This is a genomic window from Kocuria sp. SM24M-10 (assembly GCF_001027955.1).
In the GTDB taxonomy this organism is placed as follows: domain Bacteria; phylum Actinomycetota; class Actinomycetes; order Actinomycetales; family Micrococcaceae; genus Kocuria; species Kocuria oceani.
This window is the reverse complement of the sequence record NZ_LDNX01000088.1, coordinates 1-5,115: the sequence shown is the minus strand read 5'-3', so window position 1 is coordinate 5,115 and position 5,115 is coordinate 1. Positions and strand designations below refer to the sequence as shown.

Annotated in this window: 5 protein-coding genes; 1 reads left to right on the top strand and 4 read right to left on the bottom strand. The window is 75.0% G+C overall.

The annotated features are described in order from the left end of the window. Nucleotides 1-651: thiamine pyrophosphate-binding protein (locus ABL57_RS10180; RefSeq protein ID WP_047803361.1), on the top strand; the 651-nt coding region annotated here is incomplete at its 5' end. A gap of 208 nt (nt 652-859) precedes the next feature. Here ABL57_RS10180 and ABL57_RS10175 read toward each other — a convergent pair. The 4 genes from ABL57_RS10175 to ABL57_RS10160 form a co-directional block, all read right to left on the bottom strand. Further along, the gene (locus ABL57_RS10175; RefSeq protein WP_047803360.1) at nt 860-1,669 is read right to left on the bottom strand and encodes an amino acid ABC transporter ATP-binding protein; all 810 of its coding nucleotides are present in this window, start codon (nt 1,667-1,669) and stop codon (nt 860-862) included. Between the two features lie 10 nt (nt 1,670-1,679). Continuing rightward, nucleotides 1,680-2,474 (bottom strand): amino acid ABC transporter permease, encoded by a 795-nt coding sequence (locus tag ABL57_RS10170; protein WP_047803359.1) that lies wholly within the window; start codon nt 2,472-2,474, stop codon nt 1,680-1,682. 77 nt (nt 2,475-2,551) lie between these two features. After that, nucleotides 2,552-3,391, bottom strand: coding sequence for an ABC transporter substrate-binding protein (locus tag ABL57_RS10165; RefSeq protein ID WP_047803358.1), 840 nt, complete (start codon nt 3,389-3,391; stop codon nt 2,552-2,554). 159 nt (nt 3,392-3,550) lie between these two features. Continuing rightward, the gene (locus ABL57_RS10160; RefSeq protein WP_047803357.1) at nt 3,551-4,990 is read right to left on the bottom strand and encodes an isochorismate synthase MenF; all 1,440 of its coding nucleotides are present in this window, start codon (nt 4,988-4,990) and stop codon (nt 3,551-3,553) included. Nucleotides 4,991-5,115 lie beyond the last annotated feature (125 nt).

Sequence of the window (5,115 nt, the reverse complement as noted above, 5' to 3'; positions counted from 1 at the left end):
GACGGTGCCGTGGCGCGGCTGCTCGCCGCGGAGCCCCCGGGGCGCCCGACCGGCCCGGCCGTGGCCGCCGCGCTGTGGGAGGCCTGCCGGCAGGACGGGGCGGTGCTCGTCGCCGGCTCCTCCAACCCCGTGCGGGACCTGGACCTCGCCGCCCGCCCCGGCCCCGTGTCCCCGCTGGTGGTCGCCAACCGCGGGCTCGCCGGGATCGACGGGACGGTGGCCACCGCCGCGGGCGCGGCGCTGGGCACCGGGCGCCCCGTCCGCGCCCTCGTGGGGGACCTGACCTTCCTGCACGACGCCTCCTCCCTGCTGCTGGGCGCCGGCGAGCGGGAGCCCGACCTGCAGGTCCTGGTCCTCAACGACGGCGGCGGCGGGATCTTCGCGACCCTCGAGCACGGCGCGCTGGGGGAGCAGCAGGAGTACCGCGACGTCGTCGAGCGCTTCTTCGGGACCCCGCACGAGGCGCGCCTGGACGCGCTCTGCGCGGGCTACGGGGTCCCGCACCGGCGGGCGGACAGCCTGCCGGAGCTCGCCGCGGCGCTCGCCGGGCCCGTGCGCGGCCGCTCCGTGCTCGAGGTGCGGGTGGAACGGCGGGAGCTGCGGGCCCTGCACGCCCGGATCCGGGCCGCGGTGGCCGGTCCCGCGGACTGAGCCGAGCCCGTCCGCGTCCCGGGGGCGTCCGGGCGGCGTGCTGGCGCCCCGGGAGGTGTCCCCCGGCCGGACTGTGGGACGGGCTGCGGGCACGGTCCGCATGGACGGACTGCGGGAACGGACCGCGGGAACGGACCGCACGGAAGGGCCCCGTCCCCGGGGAGTGGACGGGGCCCTTCGGCGGCCTGCGGGCGGAGCGGCCGCCGGGTCAGCGCTCCGGGGCCTGCACCTGGGTGGGGTTGAGCACCCGGGCGAGGAACGACTGGGTGCGGGGCTCCTTCGGGGTGCCGATGACCTGGGCGGCGGGGCCCTCCTCGACGACCACGCCGCCGTCCATGAAGACGACCTTGTCGGCGACGTCGCGGGCGAACTCCATCTCGTGGGTGACCACGAGCATCGTCATGCCCTCGGCGGCGAGGTCGCGCATGATGGACAGCACGTCGCCCACCGTCTCGGGGTCGAGGGCGGAGGTGGGCTCGTCGAAGAGCATCAGGGACGGGTCCATCGACAGGGCGCGGGCGATGGCCACGCGCTGCTGCTGGCCCCCGGAGAGCTGGTCGGGGTGGTTGTCGGACTTCTCGGCCAGGCCCACGCGGTCGAGGTTGGCCCGGGCGATCCGCTCGGCCTCGGCCTTGTCCCGCTTGAGCACCTTGACCTGGGCCACGGTGCAGTTCTCGAGGACGCTCAGGTGCGGGAACAGGTTGAACTGCTGGAAGACCATGCCCACGTGCCGGCGCATCCGGTCCACGTCGGCCTCGGGGTCGGTGACGTCGAAGTCGCCGATCGTGATCCGCCCCTGCTGGGGCCTCTCGAGCAGGTTCACGCAGCGCAGGAGGGTGGACTTGCCCGAGCCGGAGGGGCCGATGAGGCAGACCACCTGGCCGGCTCCCACGCTCAGGGAGATGCCCTTGAGCACCTCGAGGGAGCCGTAGGACTTGTGCAGGCCGTCGATCACGACGGACGCGGCGCCGGCGAGGCCGTCGGCGGGTGCGGGCTGCGGGGAGGATGCAGTGCTCATCGTCTGGCTCCTAGGACTTCTTCATGCGGTCGGTCTTGGACTCGAAGCGGCGGGTCAGGATGCCCAGCGGCACCGTGATGATGAGGTAGCAGATGCCCGCCACGACCAGGGGCGTCAGGCCGGCGCCGGAGCCCGAGATCGCCTCGCGGCCGTACTTGGTGAGCTCGTACTGGCCGATGCCCATGCCCAGCAGGTAGACCAGGGAGGAGTCCTTGGTCAGCAGGATGACCTCGTTGGTCAGCGGCGGCAGGACGATCCGCAGGGCCTGCGGGATGACGATCGTGACCATCGCCCGGGCGTGGGACATGCCCAGGGAGCGGGCGGCCTCGTACTGGCCCTTCGGCACGGCCTGCAGGCCCGCCCGCAGCGACTCCGCGATGTAGGCGGCGGCCACCAGGCCCAGGGCGACCATGACCGTGACGTAGTGGTTGAAGCGGAAGCCGAAGGCCAGCGGGATGCCGTAGCCGAAGGCGAGGAAGACCAGCAGGGCGGGCACGCCGCGGAAGAACTCGATGTACAGCGTGGCCAGCCACCGGTAGGGCGCCACGGAGGAGAGCTTCATCAGCGCCAGGACCACACCCCCGGTGAGACCGACCACGAAGCCGAGCAGCGTGTAGATGAGGGTGTTCTTCAGTGCGGTGGTGATGATGCCGGGGAACTGCTGGGCGGCGATCTCCGGGTTGAACACCTTCTCGATCAGCAGCGGCCAGTCGGCGATCGCGAGCAGCGCGAGGACGACGAGGATCAGGACGGCGTACTGGATGCCGCGGGAGAGCCGGGCTCTCTGGTGCATGGTCATGGCCATGGAGTGGTCCGTTCTGGGTGGTACGGGCGGTCGGTGGCGGAGCCGGCGCCCCGGGTGCGGGGCACGGGGTCCTTCGGTCAGTCCTTCTCCTGGACGGGGATCCACTGCTCGACGATCTGCTCGAGCGTGCCGTCCTCCTCGATGCGGTCCAGGGTGGCGTCGACGGCCTGGAGCATCGCCGCGTCGCCCTTCCGGACGGCCACGCCGAGCTGGTCGTCGAGGTCCGCGGTCTCCTGGACCACGAAGTCCGGGTCGTCCTGGGCGTGCTCGGCGATCGCGGTGACGTCGTCGAGCACGGCGTCCACGGCGCCGGTGCTGAGCCCGGTGAACAGCGTGGTGGCGTCCTCGAACTGGACGGTGTCGAGGCCGAGCTCCCGGGCCTGGGTCTCCCCGACGGTGCCCTGCATGACCCCCACGCGCACCTGCTCCTCGCGGGCGGCGTCGATCGAGGCGACGCCGTCCTCCCCGTCGGTCACGAGGCCGACCTCGTTGTCGTAGTACGGGTCGGAGAAGTCCATCACGCTCCGCCGCTCCTCGGTGATGGACAGGGCGGAGATCGCCACGTCGCACTGGCGGGTGTCGAGGGCGGCGCCGGACTGGATGGACTCGAAGCCGAGCGTGACGTTCTTCATCTCCACGCCGAGGTCGGCGGCGATCTCCCGGCCCAGGTCCATGTCGAGGCCCACCATCTCGCCGCCCTGCTCCATCTCGAACGGCGGGTAGTTGGACTCCGAGCACACGGTGAGGAAGCCGGGCTCCACCAGGGCCACCGCGGCCGACCCGCCGTCCACCGGGGTCGCGGACCCGGCGGCGGTCTCCGCGGCGGTGTCCTCGGCGGAGCCGCCGGAGCAGGCCGTGAGGGCGAGGACGGCGGCGGACAGGATGCCGGCGGCGCGGCGGCGGGACGGGCGGGGCATGGGCGGTTCCTCCGGTAGGAGCGGTGGTCGACGGCGCGGTCGGGCCGCGCGAGGAGCCGGCTCTACGGGGCGGTCACCCCCGACTGCGTTCGGGACACAAGGATACGGTGCAATCCGCGCGTCCGGGCGCGCCGCCGCCGGAGCCCGGGCCCGGCGGGCTCAGCGGACGGAGAGCCCGGGGGCGGGCACGAGCCGCTCGACGGCGCCGTCGGCGCGCTGCCCGAGGGCCTGGAGCATGGGCCGCAGCTTCGCCCAGGTCTCGGCGAGCTCGGCCTCCGGGTCGGAGGCGGCCACGATGCCGCACCCGGCGTAGAGCCGCACGGTGCGCTCGTCCTCCTGCACCGCGCCGCGCAGGGCGATGCCCCAGTCCCCGTTGCCGGCGGCGTCCAGCCAGCCGACCGGCCCGGCGTACAGGCCCCGGTCCATCCGCTCCAGCTCCGGGATGGTGGCCGCCGCCACGGCGGTGGGCGTCCCGCAGACCGCGGCGGTCGGGTGCAGCGCCTCGGCCAGCTCCAGGGCGGAGGGCGGGTCCCCGGCCGGGCCCGGGCGCAGCGCGGCGGTGACGTCTGAGGCGAGGTGCCACACGTTGGGCAGCTCCAGGATGAACGGCTCGGGGGAGGTGGTCACCGCGTCCGTGTAGGGCGCCAGCGACGCCACGAGGGAGTCGATCGCGAAGCCGTGCTCGTGCTGCTGCTTCTCGGACTCCCCGAGCACCCGGGCGGCGTACTCCTGGGGGTCCTCGCCCACCGGGGCCGCGTCCCGGTCCAGGGTGCCCGCGAGCACGCGGGCGTGGGCCGCTCCGTCGAGCACCTGCACGAGCATCTCCGGGGTCGCCCCCATCAGCCGTCCCGCGGCGCCCCCGCCGACGCCCACGCAGTACGTCCAGCACTGGTCGTAGCGGTGGGCGAGGTCCCGGACCACGGCCACCGGGTCGAGCGGCTCGTCGGTGCGGGCCACGACGTCGCGGGCCAGCACCAGCTTCTCCAGCCGGCCCGCGCGGATCAGGTCCACCCCGTCGCGCACGGCCCCGGTCCACTCGTGCTCGCCCAGTGTGCCGGGGGACAGCCGGACGTCGGAGGGCACCGCTGCCGGGTCGTCCCCGGCGGCCGGCGGGCGGCCGGGGGCGGTGCCGAAGCGGCGCAGCCAGGCCGCGGTCACGTCGTCGAGGCTCAGCGCGAAGGGCGTGCCGGGCGCCACGGCCACCACGAGGCTGACCCAGGCCAGGTCGTCGCGGCGGCCCACGAGCAGCTCCGGCACCACGAGCCCGGACTCGGCCCCGGAGGCCGAGGCGAAGGTGAACGCGCCGAACGCGGCGAGCCCGGTGCCCGGGACGCCCACCCGGTCCTCGACCACGGCGGCGGCGACCACGTCGTCCCACCACACGCGCGCGGCGGTGAAGCGGTCCGGGCCGCGCACCGTGTGCTCGGCGACCCGGCCGTGGGCCACGAGGCCGCGCCCGTCCACGGTCCAGCAGAGCAGGTCGGGCCCGGCCAGCAGCTCCCGCAGGTCCGGGGCGTCCGCCCCGAGGGCGGACAGCGGGACCGTGAGGGCGTGGAGCACGGGGACCGGCGGGGTGGTGGCGGGGTCGGTGGAGGACATCGTCCCCCAGTCTAAGCCGCGCGGCCGACAGCCCCGGCCCGCCCGCGGGCGCCGGGACCGCCGCCCGCGGGCGCCGGGACCGCCGGGCGCGGGCGGGCCGGGGGCGGACCGGGGCGTCGGAGGGA